The organism is Ralstonia sp. 22111, assembly GCF_052045895.1.
GTDB classification, from domain to species: Bacteria; Pseudomonadota; Gammaproteobacteria; order Burkholderiales; family Burkholderiaceae; genus Ralstonia; species Ralstonia wenshanensis.
The window spans coordinates 362077-383563 of sequence record NZ_JBQEPR010000001.1 but is presented as its reverse complement, the minus strand read 5'-3'; the positions used below and the strand labels follow the sequence as shown (position 1 = coordinate 383563).

Sequence of the window (21487 nt, the reverse complement as noted above, 5' to 3'; positions counted from 1 at the left end):
CCTGAGCAGGCCCTCCAGGCGCTTTTGCATGCACACCAAGCGACTTTTACAGCGCTTGCATTCGATTGCAATCCGACACACTTTGTTACGCCTCAGGGCCACCCCGTCACCCACAATGCCTTCGCACCTCAGTGTTTGTGTCCAATTGTTGTGCGCCATATCGGGCCCCGGACGGTCATTCCTCCGACACGATGGCGACGACACAGTCCACGGTGCAAGGTTACCCCCTCCTTTCGAATTGACCCCTCGAAGGGATTTCCCGTCCGCGCGGTGCTCCCCGGCCCGCGCGCTTTTTTTTTTGTGCGCGCAATTCGCGCGCCTGCCCACCCGCTTCCTCCCTCTCCCGAATGCCCTCGATGTAGCCGATGCATCCGTCGGCTGTCTGCGCAGCCGAAACACGCTCTTACAAAGCCAAGTCGGCCCCTCGACGCCTGCCGCGTTAAATGGAGACATCCACGCGGCACAGGCCGCCATAAAAACGAGGGCTCACCATGTCCAATGCTTCCCGTCGTTCTCCTCTCTCCGGTGTCCGGCTGCCGCATGTGCTGCGCGCGGTGGGTGTTGCCGCCGTATTGCTTGTCTGCGGTGCGCAGGCTGCAATGGCCGCCGATCCGGCTTCGCGGGTGGCGCGCCTGTCGGACTTTTCAGGCACGGTGAGCTTCGCACCCGCCGGCTCCGATGACTGGGCCGGCGCCTCGCTCAACCGCCCGCTCACCACGGGCGACCGCCTGTGGTCGGACCAGGGCAGCCACAGCGAGCTGCACGTCGGGTCCACGGCGCTGCGGCTCGGGCAAAACACCGGCGCCACGCTCGTCGACCTGGACGACCGCAACACACAGGTAAAGCTCACCCAAGGCGCCCTGTCGGTTCGCGTGCGTTCGCTGCCCGCCGACCAGACCATCGAGATCGATACGCCCAACCTCGCGTTCACGCCGCAAGCACCGGGCGAATACCGTCTCGACGTCGCACCCGATGGCTCCAGCACGACCGTCACCGTCTGGCACGGTCAGGGCACGGCCTACGGCGATGACCGCTCTACTCCGCTGGGCGCGGGCCAGCAAATCCGCTTTGGCGGCACCGACCTCGCCGAGGCCGGCGGCACCGACAACCCCGGGCGCGACGCCTTCGACCGCTGGGCGGAATCGCGCGATGCCCGCGAAGACGCATCTGTGTCTGCCCGCTACGTCGGTCGTGAAATGACCGGCTATGAAGCCCTCGACGACAACGGCACATGGCGTGAAGAAGACGGCTATGGCGCCGTGTGGGTGCCGCGCGCGGTGCCGGTCGGCTGGGCCCCGTATCGCACGGGCCATTGGGCGTGGGTGGCGCCCTGGGGCTGGACGTGGGTCGATGACGCGCCGTGGGGCTTCGCACCTTTCCACTATGGCCGTTGGGCGTATGTCGGCTCCACCTGGTGCTGGGTGCCCGGGCCGGTGGTGCCGCGTCCGGTCTATGCGCCGGCACTCGTCGGTTTCGTGGGCGGCGGTGGCGGAGGCGGGGTGAGTTGGGGGATCCACATCTCGATCGGCTCGCCGGGTGTGGCGTGGTTCCCGCTTGCGCCGGGCGAGGCATATCGCCCCGTGTATGCGGCCAGCCCGACGTACGTGACGAACATCAACCGCACCGTGGTGGTGAACAATGTCACGGTCAACAAGACCATCATCAACAACACCACCAACGTGACCAACGTTCGAAACGTGAACCGGGTCACATATGTCAACGCAAACAACCCCGCCGCCCTGACGGCAGTGCCGGCCAAGACGTTCGTGAACGGCCAACCGGTCGGCCCCGCCATGACGCATCTGCGGCCTGAACAGCTGCGCGCGCAGATGGCGCACGCACAGTTTGTGTCGACGCCGGCGCTGGCACCCGTGCGTGCCAGCCTGGTAGGCGCGGCGGCCAATGGCGGGCCGCATCAGTTGCCGCCGCCGCAGGCGTTCACACGTCAGGCGATTGCAGTGCACGCTCCCGCCACGCCGGCAGGCGGACACGATGCGTTGGCAGAACGCTTCCGCTCTCAAGGCGGAGCGCTCCCGGGCGCTGGCCCTGCGTGGACAGGTGGCAACGCGGGCACCCGCGTTGCGCCGGTGCGGGGTCACGCCAATTTGGAGATGCCGACCGCGCCAGCGGCTGCGCAGGCAGCGGGTCTACGGTTGAGTCGCGCCGCACCGAACGGGTCTGCACACGCCGAGCCCGGCCGACCGGCGGAACAACGCGGTCCGAATGGTCCGCAAGGATTGATGGGCTCCCCGAACCCGCAGAGCACGCCGATGCCGCATGGCGCCCAGCCGGGACCGGCGCCGCGGGCCCTCATGGCCCCGGACTCGATCAACCGCCCACGTCCCTTGCCGGGTGCCGCCACGCCGCAAGAGCGGCCGGGGCAACCGCAGGCTGCGCCTGCGCCGCAAGGCCCGGCCGGCATGACGACACGTCCGCCGCAGCGCGACGGCGCACCCGGCACACCGCGCGACGAGCGCCGCGCCTTCGAGCCGCGTCCGCAACTGCCGCAGACCGGCCCTCAAGCGCCGCATCTTCAACCGCAACCACAGCGCGGTGGCCAGGAGCCGAATCGCTTCAATGGCAATCCTGCCCCGGCCATGCAGGAGCGTCCGCACAACGAGCCGCCGCAGATGCGCACACGCCCGGAGCCTGAACAGCGCCGGCCGGAACCGCACATGGAAGCCCCGCGCCCCGCACCGCAACCGCATGTTGAGATGCGTCAGCCGCAACCGCAGGCCCAACCGCGTCCGCCCGAAGCCCGTCCGCCGCAGGCTCAACCGCCTCGGCAGGAACACCATGAAGCCCAACCGCATCCGCAAGGCAATCGCGGTGATGAAAAGCGCGAAGGCGAGCACCGCTGAGCGCAGGTGACACGCCAGTTCGCAGGCAAAAAAAAAGCAGCCCTTCGGGGCTGCTTTTTCGTCTGCGCCGACCGATGACACCGGCCGGTACACACTTGCCTTAGCGCTTGCGACGCAGGCGGGCGATCGCTGCAAGCTGCGCAGCGGCCACGGCCAGTTCACTTTGCGCACGGGCCAGATCCAGGTCACTGCTTTGATTCTGCAGCGCCTCTTCGGCCGCACGCTTGGCTTCGTTCGCCTTGGCTTCGTCCAGGTCGTGACCGCGGATTGCGGTATCGGCCAGCACGGTCACCTTCTTCGGCTGCACTTCGAGAATGCCACCAGCAACGAACACGAACTCTTCGCCGCCGTCTTCCTTCTCGATGCGCACGGCGCCCGGCTTGATGCGCGTGATCAGCGGCGTGTGACCAGGCAGAATGCCCAGCTCGCCGGCTTCGCCGGGCAGTGCCACAAACTTGGCATTGCCGGAGAAGATCTCGTGCTCAGCGCTGACGACGTCTACATGAATGGTTGCCATCTCGATTCCTTTGCTCAGAAAAGCGGCTTCCTGAATGGGCTTCAGTAAGCCAGTACTGGCCCCGGCTTACGCGCGGTGCCAGACGTTGCTCTTACTGGAGCTTCTTGGCCTTCTCGAAGGCTTCGTCGATCGAGCCGACCATGTAGAACGCCTGTTCCGGCAGGTGATCGCACTCGCCGTCCACCAGCATCTTGAAGCCGCGGATGGTTTCCTTCAGCGGCACGTACTTGCCCGGCGAGCCCGTGAACACTTCTGCAACGTGGAACGGCTGCGACAGGAAACGCTGGATCTTACGAGCACGGCCCACGGCCAGCTTGTCTTCCGGCGACAGTTCGTCCATGCCCAGAATCGCGATGATGTCGCGCAGTTCCTTGTAGCGCTGCAGCGTCTTCTTCACGCGGTCGGCGACTTCGTAGTGCTCCTGGCCGACCACTTGCGGGTCGAGCTGGCGCGAAGTCGAGTCGAGCGGATCCACTGCGGGGTAGATACCCAGTGCAGCGATGTCACGCGACAGCACGACGGTCGAGTCCAGGTGCAGGAAGGTCGTTGCCGGCGACGGGTCGGTCAAGTCATCGGCAGGCACGTACACGGCCTGGATCGACGTGATCGAGCCAGTCTTGGTCGACGTAATACGTTCCTGCAGCTTGCCCATTTCTTCAGCCAGCGTCGGCTGATAGCCCACGGCGGAAGGCATACGGCCCAGCAGTGCCGACACTTCGGTACCGGCCAGCGTGTAGCGGTAGATGTTGTCGACGAAGAACAGGATGTCACGGCCTTCATCGCGGAAGCGCTCGGCCATCGTCAGGCCGGTCAGCGCCACGCGCAGACGGTTGCCCGGCGGCTCGTTCATCTGGCCGAACACCATGGCCACCTTGTCGAGCACGTTGGAGTCCTTCATTTCGTGGTAGAAGTCGTTGCCCTCACGGGTACGCTCGCCCACGCCAGCAAACACCGACAAGCCCGAGTGCTGCTTGGCGATGTTGTTGATCAGCTCCATCATGTTCACGGTCTTGCCGACGCCGGCGCCACCGAACAGACCCACCTTACCGCCCTTGGCGAACGGGCAGACCAGGTCGATCACCTTGATGCCGGTTTCCAGCAGGTCCACCGACGGCGACAGTTCGTCGAACTTCGGAGCCTTCTGGTGAATCGCGCGCTTTTCGTCGCAGGCGATCGGGCCGGCTTCGTCAATCGGGCGACCCAGCACGTCCATGATGCGGCCCAGCGTGCCGTGACCAACCGGCACCGAGATCGGCGCGCCGGTGGTCGCCACGCGCATGCCGCGACGCAGACCGTCGGACGAACCCAGCGCAATGGTACGCACCACGCCGTCGCCCAGCTGTTGTTGCACTTCGAAGGTCAGGCCCTTCTCGGCGAACGAAGCGTCGTTGCTGTCATCCAGCACCAGCGCGTCGTAGACCTTCGGCATCGCGTCGCGCGGGAACTGAATGTCCACCACGGCGCCGATGCACTGCACGATATTTCCGTTTGCGATACTCATTTGTATCTCCAATAACTTGATTCTTTGCCGTGGCTATCAGACTGCCGCTGCGCCGCTGACGATCTCGGACAGTTCCTTCGTGATCGCTGCCTGACGGGTCTTGTTGTAGACCAGTTGCAGTTCGCCGATCACGTTCTTTGCGTTGTCCGAAGCCGCCTTCATCGCCACCATCCGGGCCGATTGCTCGGACGCCATGTTCTCGGCCACCGCCTGGTACACCAGCGCCTCGACGTAGCGGATCAGCAGCTCGTCGACCACCGTCTGTGCGTCCGGCTCGTAGATGTAATCCCACGAGTAGGCCTGCTTCTCGGCGTCGGTCTGCGCGAGCTTGTCGGCGGTCAGCGGCAGCAGCTGCTCGACCACCGGCTCCTGCTTCATCGTGTTGATGAAGCGGGTGTACGCGAGGTACACGGCATCGATCTGCCCAGCGTTGAACGCGTCCAGTTGCACCTTGATTGCGCCGATCAGCTTTTCCAGATGCGGCGTGTCGCCCAGATGCACGACGTTCGAGACCACCTTCGCACCGACGCGGCCCAGGAACTGCATGCCCTTGGTACCGATGGCGGTGGTTTGCGTCTCAACGCCCTTGTTCTGCAGATCGCGCAGTTGGGTGGTGACGGCACGCAGCACGTTGGTGTTCAAGCCACCACACAGGCCCTTGTCCGTCGTCACCACGATCAGGCCGGCACGCTTGATGTCGCGCGCAACCATGAACGGGTGCTTGTACTCCGGATTGGCCAGTGCCATGTGCGCAGCCACGTTGCGGATCTTCTCGGCGTACGGGCGGGCAGCACGCATCCGTTCCTGCGCCTTGCGCATCTTGGATGCGGCGACCATTTCCATCGCCTTGGTGATCTTGCGCGTGTTTTGGACGCTCTTGATCTTGGTGCGGATTTCTTTTGTTCCGGCCATTTCTTCCTCTCCGTTCAAACCTGGTCACGCAGGCTACGCGCGACCAGTTTCGGGAATGACGCGGTTAGAACGCGGCGGACTTCTTGAAATCCTCGATCGCGGCACGCAGGGCGGCCTCATCGTCCTTCGAAAGATCCTTCGTATCTTCGATGCGGTTGATGAGATCGGCGTACTTCGTCTTCAGCGTGTCGTGCAGGCCCTTTTCGAAAGCCAGGATGTCCTTCACGTCCACGTTGTCGAGGAAGCCGTTGTTGGCTGCGTACAGCGACGCGGCCAGCTGCCACACTTGCAGCGGCTGGTATTGCGGCTGCTTGAGCAGTTCGGTCACGCGGCGGCCGCGCTCGAGCTGCTTGCGGGTCGCTTCGTCCAGGTCGGAAGCGAACTGCGCGAACGCAGCCAGTTCACGATACTGAGCCAAGTCGGTACGGATACCGCCGGACAGCTTCTTGATGACCTTGGTCTGAGCAGCACCGCCCACACGCGACACCGAAATACCGGCGTTGATTGCGGGACGCACACCTGCGTTGAACAGGTCGGTTTCCAGGAAGATCTGACCGTCGGTGATCGAGATCACGTTGGTCGGAACGAACGCGGACACGTCGCCGGCCTGCGTTTCGATCACAGGGAGTGCCGTCAGCGAACCGGTCTTGCCCTTGACTTCACCGTTGGTGATCTTCTCGATGTGCTCGGCGTTCACACGTGCAGCACGCTCCAGCAGGCGCGAGTGCAGGTAGAACACGTCGCCGGGGTAAGCTTCACGGCCAGGCGGACGGCGCAGCAGCAGCGAAACCTGACGGTACGCCCAAGCTTGCTTGGTCAGATCGTCATACACGATCAGGGCATCTTCGCCGCGGTCGCGGAAGTATTCGCCCATCGTGCAGCCGGCATAGGCCGACAGGTACTGCATGGCAGCCGAGTCCGAAGCGGCAGCCGCCACCACGATCGTGTATTCCAGCGCGCCGTGCTCTTCGAGCTTGCGCACCACGTTGGCGATCGTCGAAGCCTTCTGGCCGATTGCCACGTACACGCAGAAGATGCCCTTGCCCTTCTGGTTGATGATGGCGTCGACGGCCACGGCGGTCTTGCCGGTCTGGCGGTCGCCAATGATCAGCTCACGCTGGCCACGGCCGATCGGCACCATTGCGTCGATCGACTTCAGGCCGGTCTGCACCGGCTGGCTCACCGATTGACGTGCGATCACGCCCGGGGCGACCTTTTCGATCACGTCCGTCTTCTTGGCGTTGATCGGGCCCTTACCGTCGATCGGCTGGCCCAGTGCGTTGACCACGCGGCCCAGCAGTTCCGGGCCAACCGGAACTTCCAGAATGCGGCCCGTGCACTTGACTTCGTCGCCTTCGGAAATGTGCTCGTACTCACCCAGCACCACAGCGCCGACGGAGTCGCGCTCGAGGTTCAGCGCGAGGCCGAACGTGTTGCCCGGGAATTCCAGCATTTCGCCTTGCATCACGCCCGACAGGCCATGAATGCGGCAGATACCGTCCGTCACGGAGATGACCGTGCCGGTGTTCTTTGCGTCAGCGCCAGCCTTCAAGCCCTCGATACGGGTCTTGATCAGGTCGCTGATCTCGGAGGGGTTCAGTTGCATCGAATGCTCCTAATTCTTCAATCTGTCTGCGGGCGCGATATCGTCGATGGCATCGGCGCCTCGCAAAACAGCATTACGCGGCGGTCAGCGCAGACTGCATCTGCGTCAGGCGCGCGCGCACCGAGGTGTCGAGCACTTCGTCGCCAATCTGCACACGCACGCCGCCGATCAACGAAGGATCGACGCTCACGTGAGCCTGCAGCTTCTTGCCGAACTTGCGTTCGAGCGTGGCGACCAGTTCGGTCAGGGGCGCGCCCTCAAGCGGGAACGCACTGGTGATCTCGACGTCGGCGGCGCCTTCGCTGGCATTCCGCAGCACATGGAATTGCGCGGCAATTTCCGGCAGCAACGACAGGCGCTTGTTGGCCACCAGCAGGCCAACCAGTTCCTTTGCTTCATGCGATACCGGAGATTTCAGCGCCGACAGGAAGATCCCCGCCACATCGGCTTTGGAGAGCTTCGGATCATCGGCGACTGCCTTCATGTCGGGCACGGCGGCAATTTGCCCCATTTCCGACACGAGCTCAGACCATGCACCCAGATTGCCGGCCTTCGCCACGCGGAACAGCGCCTCTGCGTACGGACGGGCAACGGTTGCGAGTTCTGCCATGATTACAGCTCAGCCTTGAGTTGATTGAGCAGATCGGCGTGGACCTGCGCATTGACTTCACGCTTGAGGATCTGCTCGGCACCCTTGACGGCCAGCACAGCAACCTGGTCACGCAGCGATTCACGCGCGCGCACGGTTTGCTGCTCGGCTTCTGCCTTGGCTTGCGCGATGATGCGCGCGGCTTCGGCCTGGGCGTTTTGCTTGATCTCATCGGCGCTCATCTGGGCGCGCTTTTCAGCGTCCGCGATGCGTTGCGCGCCTTCATTGCGCGCTTCGGTCAGTGCCTGGTCGACCCGCTTGTTGGCCAGCTCCAGCTCGGCCTTGCCCTTATCGGCAGCGGCCAGGCCATCGGCGATTTTCTTCGCGCGTTCGTCGAGCGCCTTCACCAGGGGCGGCCAAATGAATTTGGCAACAACCCACCACAGGATGAAGAACACGACCATCTGCGCGACGAGTGTGGCGTTCAGGTTCATGGTGTGTTCCTTTCGGTATTGAGACTACGGATCAATGCACGAAGCGGCGAGGGTCACGCGCTGCGTTCACCCAGGCCGCCTCCGGCATCATGCAGACCGAAAAGAATTACTTGATGACCGACAGCAGCGGGTTGGCGAACGCGAACAGCATGGCCACACCAACGCCGATCAGGAATGCCGCGTCGATCAGGCCAGCCAGCAGGAACATCTTGGTTTGCAGCGGGTTCATCAGCTCAGGCTGACGTGCGCAGGCTTCGATGTACTTGCCGCCCATCAGTGCGATGCCCAGGCAGGCGCCGATAGCACCCAGGCCAATGATGATGCCGATACCGATGGCGGTCAGACCTTGGATGTTGGCGAGAAATGCTTGCATGATGACTCCCTTTTACGTGAAAGACTAAGAACTTGAGAACTTGGAAAAATCAAACGGAACCGGAGAACCTGAACCGCAACTACTTAGTGGTGTTCATGTGCCTGGCCGATATACACCAGCGTCAGCATCATGAAGATGAAGGCTTGCAGCAGCACGATCAGGATGTGGAAGATCGCCCACACTGCGCCAGCCACCACGTGACCCACGAAACCCAGCGCCGACGCGTCGGCACCGAACGTCCAGACCGAGCCAAGCAGCGCGATCAGCAGGAACACCAGCTCGCCCGCGTACATGTTGCCGAACAACCGCATGCCCAGCGACACAGCCTTGGCGAGGAATTCGATGATGTTGAGGATCAGGTTGAACGGCGCGAGGTACCACTTGGCGCCGAACGGTGCCGACAGCAGCTCGTGCGCGAAGCCGCCAGCGCCCTTGATCTTGAAGCTGTAGTAGATCATCAGGATCAGGACAGCGAACGACATGCCGAACGTGCCGTTCAGGTCAGCCGTGGCCACTGCGCGGTGGTGCGGCACGTGCACGCCAAACGTACCGAGGAGGTGGTTGACGCCCGTGACCCAGTCCACCGGGATCAAGTCGACCGCGTTCATCAGCGTGACCCACACGAAGACCATCAGCGCCAGCGGAGCAATCCAGGAACGATCGCCGTGGATGATGCCCTTGGCCTGGTCATCGACCATCTCGACGACGAGTTCAACGAAGGCCTGGAAGCGGCCCGGAACGCCGGAGGTGACGCGACGCGCGGCAATGCCCAGGAAGATGATGCCGATCAGACCCATCAACACGGACCAGAACATCGTGTCCCAGTTGATGACGGAGAAGTCGACAACGGAGGCCTGCTTGCCGCCGATGCTATTGAAATTCTGCAAATGCTCCGCGATATACGCGGAAGGCGTGAGAGCGTGCTCGGCGGCGTGGCCGGCGGCTTCTGCGACTTCAGTTGCCATGATGATTCAGTCCAATATTGCGAAACATTCTTCGTGACCCATTCCGACTCGCGCCCGATTCAGCCAGGTTTCCCCTGGGGATCGCGGACTGCACGCGGCTGGAACGCGCCACCTTATTCTTTCGGAGTGTCAGCGCAATGAACCGGGGGCTTCTCCTGCCTCACAGGTTCCTGCCACGTGCCAACACGTCCAGTGTGCCCGCCATGTCGCGGTGGGCTGGAGCCGACTCAACGCGCTATCGCAGCGCGAGACCGACCCAATACATCTTGAGCGCCAGGATCAGGGTGATCAGCAAGGGCGGCCAATGCAGGCCCTTGAAGACAACCACCACGATCACCAGCAGCGCGACCGTGCCGAGCACCTTGATCGCTTCGCCCACCACCAGACGGGCGATGGAATCGAACCCCTTGGCCGTCGACAGCCGCATCGCGAACCATGCCGAAGGCACCACGCACACGCCACCGCCCAGCAGAGCAGAAAGCGCGGCCTCGCCCGCTGACGCAGCGCCCGTGCCCGCGAACCAACTGCCGACATACCAACCGAGCGCACACAACAGTGTGATGGCCACCTGGCCGAGCACGATGGAAAAAGGCGTGATGCGCGAGGCCTGCAGAGCCTGCTCGCCGAACAGGGCGACCGCTTCGTCATGTGAAAGCACATGCACCGGCGGCTCCGCCTTCTCCTCATCGTCCCAACCATCGTGCTTCGGATCCTGCACCGACTGAGGTCGGGCGGCGTTCAACGAAGCGTAAGAATCGGGCCGTTGCCGGTCGGCTGGCTGCATGGAAGAATGTGCTTTCATCATGCCGCACCGCTTTGGGTCAGGCGGATTTAAAACCGCACGATTTTACGGGACATGGCGTTCACCAGTCAACGCGCAAGCGAACGCTCGTGCGGGCGCCTTCGACAGCACTCTGTGCGGCTGCGTTCCATTCCGCGTGCGCAATGCGTTGCTGCTGCCGGGGTACCGAATCCGCCTGATGGAGCGGCACCCCGTTGATTTCATGATGGTGTTGGCAACGCTCCGCGTCGATGACGCGGGAGGTAATCGCACCAATTCCGTGCCAACTGACCGCCCCCAAATGGCGCAAAGACGCTGGTGACAGCCTGTGCGTCAAACTGTCGCAGACGGAACTCAGGCAGCTTCTTCGTCGCCGTCAGGACGCAGACGCGCCAACAAGCCATCGAACTCATCGAGACTGCTGAATTGCACGGTCAGCTGGCCACGGCCCTTTGCCGCCAGCTTGATCTGCACCCCCAAGCCGAGTTCGTCTGCAAGTTCTTCTTCCAGACGCGCAACATCACGGCCACCCTGATGCCCGCCCTTCTGCTTGAGTGACTTCAGCTCGAATGGCTTGAGCGTCAGTGCCACGAGTTTTTCCGTCTCGCGGACCGACAGGCGCTTGTTGACGATCTGATTGGCCAAGGTGATTTGCGTGGCACCATCGACAGCGAGCAGCGCACGGGCGTGACCCATATCCAGGTCGCCGGCCATCAGCATGGTCTGCACAGGCTGGGCGAGATTGAGCAGACGCAGCAGGTTGGACACCGCGCTGCGCGAACGCCCCACCGATTCCGCCGCCTGCTCATGTGTGAACTGGAATTCACGCACCAGGCGCGCGATGCCCTGCGCCTCTTCCAGCGGATTGAGGTCTTCGCGCTGGATGTTTTCGATCAGCGCCATGGCGGCGGCCGATTCATCCGGCACGTCCTTCACGAGGACGGGCACTTCGGTCAGGCCGGCAAGGCGTGATGCGCGGAAGCGGCGTTCACCCGCAATGATTTCGTACTTCGGCTTGGCACCGTCGGACTCGACCTTGCGCACCAGAATCGGCTGCATCAGGCCTTGGGCGCGGATGCTCGCGGCAAGCTCCTGCAGCGCGCCTTCGTCCATGCGCGTGCGCGGCTGATATTTGCCGGGCTGCATCTGTTCGAGCTTCAGCACCGTCGGCGCGCCCTCTTGCTTGGCGGCTTCGACAATCTCGGCCGGACTGCCGAGCAGCGCTTCGAGGCCTCGGCCCAGTCCCTTTTTCTTCATCGTGCTCATGTTGTTCCTCGTGCTGCTCAGGCCGGCGTGTCGGCCATCTGCCGCACGCGCGCGATCATCTCGGCGCCGAAATCCAGATAGGCCTTCGCACCTTTCGATGCCACGTCAAATGCCACGCCCGGCATGCCGTACGACGGCGCTTCGGCCAGACGCACGTTGCGCGGAATGACTGTCTTGAACACCTTGTCGCCGAAATGCGATTCGAGCTGCGCCGATACCTGCTGCTGAAGCGTCACGCGCGGGTCGAACATCACGCGCAACAGGCCGATCACCTTGAGATCGCGATTCAGGTTGGCGTGCACCTGCTTGATGGTGTTGACGAGATCTGACAGGCCTTCGAGCGCAAAGTACTCGCACTGCATCGGCACAACCACGCCATGCGCGGCACACAGGCCGTTGAGCGTGAGCAGCGAGAGCGACGGCGGGCAATCGATGAGGACAAAGTCGTAGTCGGCTTCTACCTCGGCGAGCGCAAGCTTGAGGCGGTTTTCGCGATGCTCGAGATCGACCAGTTCGACTTCGGCGCCGGCCAGGTCGCGGTTGGCGGGCAGCACGTCGTAGCGCCCAGCCTCCGAGCGCTGGCGCGCCTGCGGAATCGTCGCCAGCCCGACCAGGACCTGGTAGACGCTGAATTCGAGCGTGTGCTTATCGATGCCCGAGCCCATCGAGGCGTTGCCCTGCGGGTCGAGGTCGACCAGCAGCACGCGCTGCCCTTGCGCGGCCAGCCCGGCCGCGAGATTCACCGTGGTGGTGGTCTTGCCGACCCCGCCCTTCTGGTTGGCGATCACGAAAATATTCGACATGACTCCTCTGCGGTGAATGGCTCGCTACAACGTTCGCTCACGCCGACGGCGCAAGGATGACCAGGTGACGCTCGGCCGGCAGCCCCGGCACGGTCAGGCGTTCGATGGCTTCGACGGTCCAGCCGGCGGGCAGGCGCTCGATTTCGGCATCCGGGCGTACGCCCTTCATGGCGACCATGCGGCCGCCCGGCGCCAGCAGATGGCCGGCCAGATTCACGAAATCCACCAGCTCGGCAAACGCGCGCGAGGTGATGACGCCGTAGCCGGTGGCATCGGCCAGCTTTTCCACGTGGCCCCAATGCGATTGGGCATTGGTCAGGCCAAGCTCTGCACGGCACTGCGTCAGGAATGCCGTCTTTTTTTGCACGATGTCGACCATCGTGACGCTCACATCTGGAAAAGCGATGGCCAGGGGAATACCGGGCAGGCCACCGCCCGAACCGACGTCCAGCACGCGCGGTGCGCCAGGTTGAGCACGCCGAGCCAACTCAGCAATGCGCGACACGGCCGAGAGCGAATCCAGCAAGTGATGCGTCAGCATGTCGCCGGCGTCACGAATGGCGGTCAGGTTATAGACGCGGTTCCATTTGGCGAGCAGCCCTTGGTAAGCGAGCAGGCGATCCAGCTGCGCGCCGTCCAGGGACAAGCCGAGCGCGCGAGCGCCGGCTTCCAGTTCTGCTCGGGCGTCAGTCAATGCATCCGCCATCAAGCCGCCTCGCCTTGGGAATCAGCGCGCGGGCCCACTTGGCCGCGCAACACGCCCTTCTTCAAATGCACGAGCAGCAGCGACACAGCGGCCGGCGTGACGCCGGAGATACGGGAAGCCTGTCCGATGGTCTCGGGCTTGTGCTTGGCCAGCTTCTGTTGCACCTCGATCGACAGTCCGCGCACTTGCGAATAGTCGAAATCCGCTGGCAGACGGGTGTTTTCGTTTGCGCCCAAACGCTCCACTTCATCGGCTTGGCGGGCGATGTAGCCGTGGTATTTGATGCCGATTTCGACCTGCTCGCGAATCTGCTCGGCCAGCAACGGATCTTCCGCCAACGGCGCTTCGAGCGCGTACTTACCGCCCTGCATGCCCATGAGCGTTTCGTAGGTCACGTTCGGGCGGCGTAGCAAGTCGGCCAACGCGTACTCGCGCTCAATGCCCTTCCCGAGGACCGGCTCAGCGTCTTCCAACGGCAGCGTGGCCGGGTTCACCCAAGTCGACTTGAGGCGTTCTGTTTCACGTGAAACAGCGTCGCGCTTGCGGTTGAAGGCATCCCAGCGGGCGTCGTCGACCACGCCCAACGTGCGACCGACTTCAGTCAGGCGCATGTCAGCGTTATCTTCGCGCAGGCTCAGGCGGAACTCCGCACGGCTGGTGAACATGCGATACGGCTCGGTCACGCCCCGGGTGATGAGGTCGTCAACGAGCACGCCAAGATAGGCCTGATCGCGGCGCGGCGTCCAGGCGTCCTTGCCCTGCACTTGCAAACCGGCGTTGATACCAGCCAGCAGACCCTGCGCCGCCGCCTCTTCGTAACCGGTCGTGCCGTTGATCTGGCCCGCAAAAAACAAGCCGGAAATCGCCTTCGATTCCAGCGATGCCTTCAGCCCCCGCGGGTCGAAGTAGTCGTACTCGATGGCGTAACCGGGGCGCAGGATGTGAGCGTTCTCCAGCCCGCGCATCGAATGGATCAGGTCAAGCTGCACATCAAACGGCAGGCTGGTCGACACGCCGTTCGGGTAAAACTCGTTCGTCGTCAGGCCTTCCGGCTCCAAGAAGATCTGGTGGCTATCCTTGCTGGCGAAGCGGTGGATCTTGTCTTCGATGCTCGGGCAATAGCGCGGCCCCACCCCTTCGATCACGCCCGTGTACATCGGGGAGCGATCCAACCCGGCGCGGATGATGTCGTGCGTGCGCTCATTGGTGTGCGTCACCCAGCACGGCACTTGGTGCGGGTGCATGTCCGCGCGGCCCATGAACGAGAACACCGGCACCGGATCGAGATCACCCGGCTGCTCTTCCAGCACAGAAAAATCGATGGAACGGCCGTCAATGCGCGGCGGCGTTCCGGTCTTAAGCCGTCCTTGCGGCAGCTTCAATTCCTTCAACCGCGCCGACAGCGACACCGCAGCCGGGTCGCCCGCGCGGCCGCCGGTGTAGTTGTTCAGCCCGACGTGGATCTTGCCGTCGAGGAACGTCCCCGCCGTCAGCACCACGGCACGCGCCCGGAATTGCACGCCAACCTGCGTCACGGCCCCGACTACGCGGTCACCTTCCACCAGCAGGTCTTCCACGGCCTGCTGGAACAGCATCAGGTTGGGCTGGTTTTCCAGGCGATGACGGATGGCAGCCTTGTACAGCACGCGGTCCGCCTGGGCGCGAGTCGCACGCACCGCCGGCCCTTTGCTGGAATTGAGGATACGGAATTGGATACCGCCCTCGTCCGTCGCGATGGCCATGGCCCCGCCTAGAGCATCGACTTCCTTGACCAGATGGCCCTTACCAATGCCCCCGATGGACGGGTTGCAGCTCATCTGCCCCAGTGTCTCGATGTTGTGCGTCAGCAGCAGGGTCTGGCAACCCATGCGCGCCGCCGCCAAGGCGGCCTCGGTGCCGGCGTGTCCGCCGCCCACCACGATCACATCGAATTCAATTGGATACAGCATGGCTTCCTCCTCGCATGGAGGCATCGAAAATTTGAAGAAGCGGAATTATAAGTCGCGCAGCTACCCCGCAGTTCGACCATGCGGCAATCGCGACAAAATTCGGCCGCTTTTCGTGTTTCACGTGAAACATGCACCGCTTGTTGGCAGCGTTTGTGTTTCACGTGAAACACATCAACGGGCTTGGCGCCCTACCTTCGCTGCCCGAATGCGCGCGCCGAAAGTGGACGAAGACGCGGAGCGTGCCCGCCATCTGCGGCGTGGGCGGGACATAGAGACGAAAGCGATACATCGAAGGCGCTGCCGGCCTCAAGCTGACTGACGCGCAGATCTCACTGAAATCCAGGCCGCGTTCCCCCAGACCACGGCATCGCCCATTCCGCAGAGCCTCGCCTACGGTTGCGCCGCAAAAAGCAAAACGCACGGCGCGAACCGTGCGTTTTGCGTGGGAAGACGACGTTGGCTAGGTCGTCAGTTCTGCAGCTTCCACTTCCCGTCCTTGATCTCCACCATCACTCGCGCCCGCTGATCCAGCCCGAGGTGATCCTTCGCATTCATGTTCATCACGCCGTGCGAGATCGCCAGATTGGTCGTCGTCTCCATCGCATCGCGCAGCCCCTTGCGGAACGCCGGCGTGCCGGGTTGTCCCTTCTTCAGCGCTTCGGGCATCGCATGTGTGAACAACAAACCGGCATCCCACATGTGCCCGCCAAACGTGGAGACCTGTCCGCCGTAGGCCTTCTCATACGCCGTCTTGTAAGCCAGCGCCGGCTTCTTCACCGGGTTGCTGTCGGGCAGTTGCTCGGCAACCAAGATCGGACCTGCCGGCAGGAACGTACCGTCGCAGTCCTTGCCGCACACGCGCAGGAAGTCGGCGTTCGCCACGCCGTGCGTCTGATACAGCTTGCCCTTGTAGCCACGCTCCTTGAGCGCCCGCTCCGGCAGCGCGGCCGGCGTACCCGAGCCTGCGATCAGCACCGCATCCGGATTGGCCGACATGATCTTCAGCACCTGCCCCGTCACCGACGTATCGGTCCGTGCAAAGCGCTCATTGGCGACAACCTTCAGCTTGCGCAGCCCCGCCACCTTGTCGAACTCCTGCGCCCAGGAATCGCCATAGGCATCGGCAAAGCCGATCAGCGCGACGGTCTTCACGCCGTGGTTGACCATGTGTTCGGCAATGGCGGTCGCCATGTGCGAATCGTTTTGCGGCGTCTTGAATACCCACGCTCGCTTGGCGTCCATCGGCTCGATGATGCGCGCAGATGCGGCCAGGGTGATCATCGGCGTTTCGCTCTCGGCCACCACATCCACCATCGCCAGCGAGTTCGGCGTGACGGTCGAACCGATCACCAGGTCGACCTTGTCTTCGGTGATGAGCTTGCGTGTGTTCTTGACGGCGGTGGTGGTGTCAGACGCATCGTCGAGCACGATGTACTCGATCTTCTTGCCCGCGATTTCCTTGGGCAGCAGCGCCACGGTGTTCTTTTCCGGAATGCCGAGCGAGGCGGCCGGACCGGTGGCAGATACCGTGATGCCGACCTTCACCTGGGCGAATGCCGTACCTGCCAACAGCGCCATTGCGGCGAGTGCAATGCGGGATGCGCGCGAAACCTTCATGCCGTCTCCTGAGATGTGCCGAGCGGGTCTGCGCCCGCCCTGAATCTGCGATTGGCCGACCGCTGGGTCGGGGATGAACGAGTCTAGAAGGAGTCACGCCACGCGGGCAAGGGGGAGATACCCCAAACCTTAACGTGTTCACGACCTGGGCAACTTCAGCCCACGCGATACACCCGCCCGCTCTGCACGCCCTCCACGCTGCGGCGGTAGGCCAGTGCCGCGCGCGCCGCCGTAATCGGTTCGAAGCCGGGAAAGAACGGGCCATAGGCACCCATGGATTCGGTCAGCACGGTCGGGCTGACGGCATTGATGCGGAGGCTGCGCGGCAACTCGCACGCGGCTGCCCGCACGAAGCCTTCCACACCAGCGTTCACGGCCGTCGCATTGGCGCCCTGGGCGATGGGCTCCTGCCCAACGATGCCGGTCGTGAGCGTGATCGAACCGCCATCGTTCAGATAGTGCTGGCCGACCAGCGCCAGGCGCACCTGCCCAAGCAGCTTGTCCTGCAGGCCGACGTTGAAATCCGCTGCGGTCATCTTGGTGAGCGGCCCGAAGAACAGGTTGCCGGCGGTGGAGACGATGGCGTCCACACGGCCAAGCCTGTCGAACAGCGCGGCCACGCTGTCGGCGCTGGTGATGTCGACCTGATGCTCGCCTTGCGTACGTCCCACGCGGATGATTTCGTGCGCACCGCCCTGCTCCAGTTCCGCCACCACGGCGCGGCCAAGCGTACCGCTGGCGCCAATTACGACAATCTTCATGCTCTGCTCCCCTCACAAATCCGGTTGGAATGGCGCCCATTCTTGGCCGAACTCACTATGTGATAAAGCCGTGATACCTTTGGGTATTCCTAATCGATAGTTCGGAATATGGACAAGCTACGGAGCATGGAAACCTTCGTCGCCGTGGTGGAGGGCGGCAACTTCACCGAGGCGGCGGTAAGGCTGGAAATGTCCGCAGTGATGGTCGGCAAATACGTGAGCGCGTTGGAAACGCAATTGGGCGCGCGCCTGCTCCAGCGCAGCACACGACGCCAAAGCCTGACCGACGCGGGGCGCGTGTTCTACGAAGACGCCAAGCGCGTGCTGGAACAGGTGCGCTGGGCGGAAACGTCTGTCGAACGGCTGCGCGCATCGCCTTCGGGCACGCTGCGCGTGAGCGCGCCCACCACGTTCGGCGCGTGCGTGATCGCGCCACTGGCGGCGACGTTCCAGCAGGCGCATCCGCAGGTACGTGTGGAGTTGAACCTCAGCAACAGCATGGTCGATCTCGTCGACGAAGGGTTCGATCTCGCCATTCGCATCGGGCCGTTGGGTGACGCCGATCTGGTGGCCAAGCCGCTGTGCGTGTATCGCATGGTCATCTGCGCGTCACCGGATTACCTTGAGCGGCACGGCAGACCGGAAACGCCGGCCGACCTGCCGCAGCATCGCTGCCTGTCGCACATGGTGTGGAATAACCGCAATGCGTGGCAGCTCGCCGGCTGGACCGGCGCCACGCCGTGGCGCGACGACCCGGCCTTCACCTGCAACGACGGCCATGGCCTGCGCGCGGCGGCGGTTGCCGGTGCCGGCCTGCTGCTGCAGCCCGAAGTGCTCGTCGCCGACGACCTGGCAAGCGGCCGACTGGTGCGCGTGCTGCAAGCGTATGCACCCGAGCCGCGGCCGATTCATGTCGTGTATCGACAGGATCGGCGGCCGTTGCCGAAGCTCTCCAGTTTTGTTGGGCATTTGCTGGAGCGGGTGCCCACGTTCGTCCCCGCATCGGCGGCACAATAGCGCCCATGAACCCCGAAGACCTCCAACGCCTCGTCACCACGCAAATACCCTTCGGCAAATACAAGGGCCGCCTGATTGCCGACCTGCCGGGCCACTACCTCAACTGGTTCGCGCGCGAGGGCTTTCCGCCGGGGCAGATCGGCCACCTGCTCGCGCTGATGCAGGAGCTGGACCACAACGGCCTGAAGGGCCTGCTCGACCCACTGCGCCAGGGCCGCTGACAACGCGATCGATCAATCGCCGTTGATGTACCGCAACAGCCCCGTCGCCAGCGCATCAAACACGACGCGACAGCGCGGGCTGTCACGCAGGTCTTCGTGCATGGCGAGCCAGGTGTCGAGCGTGATGCTGATCTGATCGCTGAACAGACGAACCAGATCCACGTTGTGCCGTGCCAAGCCGACCTGGCAGAAGCCGACGCCAAAGCCCGCACGCAGTGCGGCAATCGCAGCCAGATCACTGTCGGTACGCAGCGCGAAGCGGTTGCGCTGGATCCATGAGAACTGCGCTCGCACGCTGCGCAGGAATGCGTTCTCCTTGTCGTAGCCGATCAACGTGTGGCCAGCGAGTTCTTCCACCGTGCAGGGCGTGCCGCGCTGTGCCAGATAGCGCCGGTGCGCAAACAACCCCAATTCGATCTCGCCAAGGTGCCGCGCGACGAGCACGCCCTGGCTCGGCGGCTGCATGCGCACGGCGATGTCCGCCTCACGGCGCAGCAGGTCTTCCATCCGGTTCGACGGCACCAATTCGAGCGTCAGCTCCGGATAGGCGGCGTGCAGATCGGCGAGGATGGGCGGCAACACCTCGACCGCCACGACCTCGCTGGCGGTGATGCGCACGGTGCCGCGCACGCCCTCGCCTTGGCTGGAGGCGGCGCGCAGCAAGGCAGCGCTGGTGGCTTCGAGCGATTCGGCAAACGGCCGCAGCGACAGCGCCGCTTCTGTCGGGCTCAGCCCCTGCTGCGTTCGGACGAAGAGCGACATGCCCAGCGCCCGTTCGAGCGCATCGACATGCCGCCCCACCGTCGGCTGCGTCAGCCCAAGCGCCCGGGCGGCACCCGATAGCGATCCTTCTCGCACCACGGCAAGGAAGGTCCGATACAACTCCCAGCCCGGCTCCGATTCACTCATACAAAATCGTATAGCTGCACGCTCATCGTCAACAATTCCATTGAAGCACAGTCGCGCCCAGAATGCCTCCATCGCAACGCTCTCTCTCACATCAGGAGCACGGTCATGGAACAGGCAAAACGTATCGCATTGGTATTGGGCGCCACTGGCGGCATCGGCGGTGAAGTGGCACGTCGGTTGGTGGCACGCGGCTGGCATGTGCGGGCGCTGCAGCGCAATCCGGATGCGCTGACGAACCGCAACACCGCATTCGAATGGATTCGCGGCGACGCGATGGTGCGCGAAGAGGTGGTCGGCGCGGCGCAAGGGGCAGAGCTGATCATCCACGCCGTCAACCCGCCGGGCTACCAGAACTGGGCAGGGCTGGTGCTGCCCATGATCGACAACACCATCGCCGCGGCCCGCGCTTCAGGTGCACGCATCGTGCTGCCGGGCACGGTGTACAACTTCGCGCCGGACACGTTTCCCGTGCTGCGCGAAACGACAATGCAGGCACCGCTCACCCGCAAGGGCAAGATCCGCGCAGAGCTGGAGCGCCGCATGCAGGCCGCCAGCGCCGAGGGCGTGCGCAGCCTGATCGTGCGCGCGGGTGATTTCTTCGGGCCGCAAACCAGCAACACGTGGTTTGCCGGCGCGCTGGTCAAGCCGGGCAAGCCCGTCCGCACCGTCACGCAGCCGGGTGCCGCCGGCATCGGCCATCAATGGGCGTACTTGCCGGACGTGGCCGAAACCATGCTGCGTCTGATCGAGCAAGGCGACCGTCTGCCGGACTTCGCCGTCTATCACATGCGCGGTCACTGGGATGCCGACGGCACGCAGATGGCCGCAGCGATTGGCCGCGCAGTGGGCCACCCCGTCAAGACGCGCGCATTCCCGTGGTGGCTGATGCCCGCGCTGGCGCCGTTCTCGGAGATGCTGCGCGAGATGCGCGAGATGCGCTACCTGTGGCAGCACCCGGTGCGCATGGACAACGCCAAGCTCGTGCAAGCACTCGGCGCTGAACCGCACACCCCATGGGACGAAGCCGTGGGCACGACGCTGCGCAGCCTAGGCTGCCGCTGAAACCCGCGCGGCCGTCGCCAGGAAGTGGCCCAGATCAGGCGTGCGCTGCCGGGCCACCTTGGCGAGGTCATCCCAGCTGCGCAGTTGCAGTGCATCGGCCGCGTACGGACGCTGCATGAAGGCCTCCGCCTCCTGCGCCGAAAACACGCCGCCCTGCAATGCCAGGCTCCGTACAGAATCGGCTGACAGGCGCGCGTAGTAATGCGCATCCATCGCGCACAGGCAGCGCTTGGCATCCACGTGCAGCCGGATCGGCTCCAGCACGGCATCCGGAAACGTCGCACGCAGAAACGGCAGCGCAAAGTACTGGTGCTGATCGTCGATGCCGTGGGCGGTCGGCGTCTCGCCCTGCAGGTTCAGCAAATGACCGAGGTCGTGCAACAGCGCCGCCGTGATCAGCGCATCCGACGCGCCGGCCGCCTCCGCCAACGCGGCCGTCTGCAGGGCATGTTCGAGTTGCGTGACGGGCTCGCCGCTGTAGGCAATGTTGCCGTGACGGTCGAAGAGCGTGCGGATGTCGTCGAGACTCAGGGCCATGATGCTGCGCGGGCAAAAGCGGAACCTTGCAGCGTAGCCC

General features: G+C 63.8%; 21 protein-coding genes. 4 read left to right on the top strand and 17 right to left on the bottom strand.

All coding sequences use genetic code 11. The annotated features are described in order from the left end of the window. The first annotated feature begins 491 nt into the window (after positions 1 to 491). Positions 492 to 2861, top strand: coding sequence for a DUF6600 domain-containing protein (locus ACTJK4_RS01825; protein WP_440815625.1), 2370 nt, complete (start codon positions 492 to 494; stop codon positions 2859 to 2861). A 100-nt stretch (positions 2862 to 2961) separates the two neighbouring features. Here the strand turns inward: ACTJK4_RS01825 and ACTJK4_RS01820 are convergent, their stop codons facing one another. The 15 genes from ACTJK4_RS01820 to ACTJK4_RS01750 all read right to left on the bottom strand — a co-directional run bounded on the left by ACTJK4_RS01820 (position 2962) and on the right by ACTJK4_RS01750 (position 17701). Further along, on the bottom strand, positions 2962 to 3378 hold the full coding sequence (locus ACTJK4_RS01820; protein ID WP_027678849.1) for a F0F1 ATP synthase subunit epsilon: 417 nt from the start codon (positions 3376 to 3378) through the stop codon (positions 2962 to 2964). 91 nt (positions 3379 to 3469) lie between these two features. Further along, on the bottom strand, positions 3470 to 4873 hold the full coding sequence (gene atpD / locus ACTJK4_RS01815) for a F0F1 ATP synthase subunit beta (RefSeq protein ID WP_024542535.1): 1404 nt from the start codon (positions 4871 to 4873) through the stop codon (positions 3470 to 3472). Positions 4874 to 4915: 42 nt separating this feature from the next. Further along, positions 4916 to 5791, bottom strand: a complete 876-nt coding sequence (atpG, locus tag ACTJK4_RS01810; protein ID WP_027678848.1) for a F0F1 ATP synthase subunit gamma — start codon at positions 5789 to 5791, stop codon at positions 4916 to 4918. Between the two features lie 64 nt (positions 5792 to 5855). Continuing rightward, positions 5856 to 7397 carry a F0F1 ATP synthase subunit alpha gene (gene atpA / locus ACTJK4_RS01805; RefSeq protein ID WP_004628633.1) on the bottom strand — a complete coding sequence of 514 codons (1542 nt, stop codon included), beginning with the start codon at positions 7395 to 7397 and terminating at the stop codon, positions 5856 to 5858. A gap of 73 nt (positions 7398 to 7470) precedes the next feature. Continuing rightward, the gene (locus ACTJK4_RS01800) at positions 7471 to 8007 is read right to left on the bottom strand and encodes a F0F1 ATP synthase subunit delta (RefSeq protein ID WP_009239555.1); all 537 of its coding nucleotides are present in this window, start codon (positions 8005 to 8007) and stop codon (positions 7471 to 7473) included. Positions 8008 to 8009: 2 nt separating this feature from the next. Next, positions 8010 to 8480, bottom strand: coding sequence for a F0F1 ATP synthase subunit B (locus ACTJK4_RS01795; protein WP_045205302.1), 471 nt, complete (start codon positions 8478 to 8480; stop codon positions 8010 to 8012). 106 nt (positions 8481 to 8586) lie between these two features. Continuing rightward, positions 8587 to 8853 carry a F0F1 ATP synthase subunit C gene (gene atpE / locus ACTJK4_RS01790; protein ID WP_003262709.1) on the bottom strand — a complete coding sequence of 89 codons (267 nt, stop codon included), beginning with the start codon at positions 8851 to 8853 and terminating at the stop codon, positions 8587 to 8589. A gap of 83 nt (positions 8854 to 8936) precedes the next feature. Further along, positions 8937 to 9818 carry a F0F1 ATP synthase subunit A gene (atpB, locus tag ACTJK4_RS01785; RefSeq protein ID WP_045205301.1) on the bottom strand — a complete coding sequence of 294 codons (882 nt, stop codon included), beginning with the start codon at positions 9816 to 9818 and terminating at the stop codon, positions 8937 to 8939. A 235-nt stretch (positions 9819 to 10053) separates the two neighbouring features. Next, entirely contained in the window at positions 10054 to 10602 is a 549-nt protein-coding gene (locus ACTJK4_RS01780; protein ID WP_440815617.1) for an ATP synthase subunit I, read from the bottom strand. Positions 10603 to 10953: 351 nt separating this feature from the next. Further along, positions 10954 to 11865, bottom strand: coding sequence for a ParB/RepB/Spo0J family partition protein (locus ACTJK4_RS01775; protein WP_260803576.1), 912 nt, complete (start codon positions 11863 to 11865; stop codon positions 10954 to 10956). Positions 11866 to 11882: 17 nt separating this feature from the next. Continuing rightward, a complete protein-coding gene (locus ACTJK4_RS01770; RefSeq protein WP_004628617.1) occupies positions 11883 to 12668 on the bottom strand; it encodes a ParA family protein in 786 nt (261 codons plus the stop codon). Between the two features lie 37 nt (positions 12669 to 12705). Beyond that, the gene (rsmG, locus tag ACTJK4_RS01765; protein WP_316880635.1) at positions 12706 to 13374 is read right to left on the bottom strand and encodes a 16S rRNA (guanine(527)-N(7))-methyltransferase RsmG; all 669 of its coding nucleotides are present in this window, start codon (positions 13372 to 13374) and stop codon (positions 12706 to 12708) included. After that, on the bottom strand, positions 13374 to 15323 hold the full coding sequence (gene mnmG / locus ACTJK4_RS01760) for a tRNA uridine-5-carboxymethylaminomethyl(34) synthesis enzyme MnmG (protein WP_440815613.1): 1950 nt from the start codon (positions 15321 to 15323) through the stop codon (positions 13374 to 13376). The genes rsmG and mnmG overlap by 1 nt, the downstream gene beginning before the upstream one ends. A 468-nt stretch (positions 15324 to 15791) precedes the next feature. Next, positions 15792 to 16940, bottom strand: a complete 1149-nt coding sequence (locus ACTJK4_RS01755) for an ABC transporter substrate-binding protein (RefSeq protein ID WP_253535753.1) — start codon at positions 16938 to 16940, stop codon at positions 15792 to 15794. A gap of 155 nt (positions 16941 to 17095) precedes the next feature. Continuing rightward, positions 17096 to 17701 (bottom strand): short chain dehydrogenase, encoded by a 606-nt coding sequence (locus tag ACTJK4_RS01750; RefSeq protein ID WP_316870514.1) that lies wholly within the window; start codon positions 17699 to 17701, stop codon positions 17096 to 17098. A gap of 108 nt (positions 17702 to 17809) precedes the next feature. Here ACTJK4_RS01750 and crgA point away from each other — a divergent pair, with 108 nt between their 5' ends. Together crgA and ACTJK4_RS01740 are read left to right on the top strand one after the other, a co-directional pair. Beyond that, positions 17810 to 18718, top strand: a complete 909-nt coding sequence (gene crgA / locus ACTJK4_RS01745; protein WP_322016938.1) for a LysR family transcriptional regulator CrgA — start codon at positions 17810 to 17812, stop codon at positions 18716 to 18718. 5 nt (positions 18719 to 18723) lie between these two features. Then, on the top strand, positions 18724 to 18939 hold the full coding sequence (locus ACTJK4_RS01740; protein WP_440815608.1) for a DUF3820 family protein: 216 nt from the start codon (positions 18724 to 18726) through the stop codon (positions 18937 to 18939). 12 nt (positions 18940 to 18951) lie between these two features. Here the strand turns inward: ACTJK4_RS01740 and ACTJK4_RS01735 are convergent, their stop codons facing one another. Beyond that, positions 18952 to 19848, bottom strand: coding sequence for a LysR family transcriptional regulator (locus tag ACTJK4_RS01735; protein WP_440815606.1), 897 nt, complete (start codon positions 19846 to 19848; stop codon positions 18952 to 18954). Positions 19849 to 19953: 105 nt separating this feature from the next. Between ACTJK4_RS01735 and ACTJK4_RS01730 the strand changes: the two genes are divergently transcribed. Next, positions 19954 to 20910 (top strand): SDR family oxidoreductase, encoded by a 957-nt coding sequence (locus tag ACTJK4_RS01730; RefSeq protein WP_440815603.1) that lies wholly within the window; start codon positions 19954 to 19956, stop codon positions 20908 to 20910. Here ACTJK4_RS01730 and ACTJK4_RS01725 read toward each other — a convergent pair. Further along, on the bottom strand, positions 20896 to 21447 hold the full coding sequence (locus ACTJK4_RS01725) for a phosphonate degradation HD-domain oxygenase (protein ID WP_440815601.1): 552 nt from the start codon (positions 21445 to 21447) through the stop codon (positions 20896 to 20898). The genes ACTJK4_RS01730 and ACTJK4_RS01725 overlap by 15 nt on opposite strands. Between the last annotated feature and the right edge of the window lie 40 nt (positions 21448 to 21487).

Excerpts from the sequence above, each read along its gene's own strand:
- ACTJK4_RS01825 (WP_440815625.1), top strand. The coding sequence starts at position 492 with ATGTCCAATGCTTCCCGTCGTTCTCCTCTCTCCGGTGTCCGGCTGCCG.
- ACTJK4_RS01820 (WP_027678849.1), bottom strand. The coding sequence starts at position 3,378 with ATGGCAACCATTCATGTAGACGTCGTCAGCGCTGAGCACGAGATCTTC.
- atpG (WP_027678848.1), bottom strand. The coding sequence starts at position 5,791 with ATGGCCGGAACAAAAGAAATCCGCACCAAGATCAAGAGCGTCCAAAAC.
- atpA (WP_004628633.1), bottom strand. The coding sequence starts at position 7,397 with ATGCAACTGAACCCCTCCGAGATCAGCGACCTGATCAAGACCCGTATC.
- ACTJK4_RS01800 (WP_009239555.1), bottom strand. The coding sequence starts at position 8,007 with ATGGCAGAACTCGCAACCGTTGCCCGTCCGTACGCAGAGGCGCTGTTC.
- ACTJK4_RS01795 (WP_045205302.1), bottom strand. The coding sequence starts at position 8,480 with ATGAACCTGAACGCCACACTCGTCGCGCAGATGGTCGTGTTCTTCATC.
- atpE (WP_003262709.1), bottom strand. The coding sequence starts at position 8,853 with ATGCAAGCATTTCTCGCCAACATCCAAGGTCTGACCGCCATCGGTATC.
- atpB (WP_045205301.1), bottom strand. The coding sequence starts at position 9,818 with ATGGCAACTGAAGTCGCAGAAGCCGCCGGCCACGCCGCCGAGCACGCT.
- ACTJK4_RS01780 (WP_440815617.1), bottom strand. The coding sequence starts at position 10,602 with ATGCAGCCAGCCGACCGGCAACGGCCCGATTCTTACGCTTCGTTGAAC.
- ACTJK4_RS01775 (WP_260803576.1), bottom strand. The coding sequence starts at position 11,865 with ATGAGCACGATGAAGAAAAAGGGACTGGGCCGAGGCCTCGAAGCGCTG.
- ACTJK4_RS01770 (WP_004628617.1), bottom strand. The coding sequence starts at position 12,668 with ATGTCGAATATTTTCGTGATCGCCAACCAGAAGGGCGGGGTCGGCAAG.
- rsmG (WP_316880635.1), bottom strand. The coding sequence starts at position 13,374 with ATGGCGGATGCATTGACTGACGCCCGAGCAGAACTGGAAGCCGGCGCT.
- mnmG (WP_440815613.1), bottom strand. The coding sequence starts at position 15,323 with ATGCTGTATCCAATTGAATTCGATGTGATCGTGGTGGGCGGCGGACAC.
- ACTJK4_RS01755 (WP_253535753.1), bottom strand. The coding sequence starts at position 16,940 with ATGAAGGTTTCGCGCGCATCCCGCATTGCACTCGCCGCAATGGCGCTG.
- ACTJK4_RS01750 (WP_316870514.1), bottom strand. The coding sequence starts at position 17,701 with ATGAAGATTGTCGTAATTGGCGCCAGCGGTACGCTTGGCCGCGCCGTG.
- crgA (WP_322016938.1), top strand. The coding sequence starts at position 17,810 with ATGGACAAGCTACGGAGCATGGAAACCTTCGTCGCCGTGGTGGAGGGC.
- ACTJK4_RS01740 (WP_440815608.1), top strand. The coding sequence starts at position 18,724 with ATGAACCCCGAAGACCTCCAACGCCTCGTCACCACGCAAATACCCTTC.
- ACTJK4_RS01735 (WP_440815606.1), bottom strand. The coding sequence starts at position 19,848 with ATGAGTGAATCGGAGCCGGGCTGGGAGTTGTATCGGACCTTCCTTGCC.
- ACTJK4_RS01730 (WP_440815603.1), top strand. The coding sequence starts at position 19,954 with ATGGAACAGGCAAAACGTATCGCATTGGTATTGGGCGCCACTGGCGGC.
- ACTJK4_RS01725 (WP_440815601.1), bottom strand. The coding sequence starts at position 21,447 with ATGGCCCTGAGTCTCGACGACATCCGCACGCTCTTCGACCGTCACGGC.